The organism is Xanthobacter sp. DMC12 (genome assembly GCF_056314105.1).
Genome location: NZ_JBQUYZ010000013.1, coordinates 1 through 1,074, shown reverse-complemented (window position 1 = coordinate 1,074; position 1,074 = coordinate 1). Strand labels below are relative to the sequence as shown.

Genomic DNA, 1,074 nt, shown 5'->3' with positions numbered 1-1,074 from the left:
AGCAGCAGGTTGAAGGCGCACGCGAACAGCGCGAAGCACATCACCTTCATCAGGAACACGGGATAGACGCCGAACGGCGCCACCAGCAGCACCGCCACGGCGGCGATGCCGAACAGGAGCATGGCGTTCGAGCTGGCGCCGGAGGTGGCCGGGGCGGAAGCGGGATGGGTCGCGGAGCTCATGTAGCAGCCCTCACTTGGCCGTGCCGAACAGGCCGGCGGGCTTCACCATGAGCACGATGGCCATGATGACGAAGATCACGGTGGACGAGGCCTCGGGATAGAAGACCTTGGTCAGGCCCTCGATGACACCGAGGCCGAAGCCCGTGACGATGGCGCCCATGATCGAGCCCATGCCGCCGATCACCACCACCGCGAACACCACGATGATGAGATTGGAGCCCATGGTGGGGCTCACCTGGTAGGCCGGGGCGGCGAGCACGCCGGCGAGCGCGGCGAGGCCGACGCCGAAGCCGTAGGTGAGCGTGATCATGCGCGGCACGTCGATGCCGAAGGCCTGCACCAGGTCCGGCCGCTCGGTGGCGGCGCGCAGGTAGGAGCCGAGCTTGGTGCGTTCGATCACGAACCAGGTGGCAAGGCACACCACGAGGGACGCCACCACCACGAAGGCGCGGTAGTTGGGCAGGAACATGAAGCCGAGGTTGGTGCCGCCCGGCAGGGGATTGTTATAGGGCAGGCCCGAGGAGCCGTACTGACGCCGGAACAGGCCCTCGAGGATGAGGGCGAGGCCGAAGGTGAGCAGCAGGCCGTAGAGATGATCGAGATGGTATAGCCGTTTGAGCAGCGTCCTCTCGATGACCATGCCGATGATCGCGACGATGATCGGCGAGAGCACCAGCGCCCCCCAGAAGGGGATGCCGGCATAGTTCAGCAGCATCCACGCCCCGAACGCGCCCATCATGTACTGCGCGCCGTGGGTGAAGTTGATGACGTTCAAAAGGCCGAAGATCACCGCGAGCCCGAGGCTCAGCATGGCGTAGAACGCGCCGTTAATCAGGCCCAGCAGCAATTGCCCGAACAGGGCCTGGGGGGGAATGCCGAGAAGCTCGAACAT

Annotated in this window: 1 protein-coding gene and 1 pseudogene; both read right to left on the bottom strand. The window is 65.4% G+C overall.

The window, feature by feature from the left end; translation table 11 throughout:
* Positions 1-122 (bottom strand): annotated as a pseudogene (locus tag ACT535_RS24960) (branched-chain amino acid ABC transporter permease); the annotation flags it as partial.
* Positions 123-192: 70 nt separating this feature from the next.
* Complete coding sequence (locus ACT535_RS24955) at positions 193-1,074, bottom strand: branched-chain amino acid ABC transporter permease (RefSeq protein WP_168462586.1); 882 nt, start codon at positions 1,072-1,074, stop codon at positions 193-195.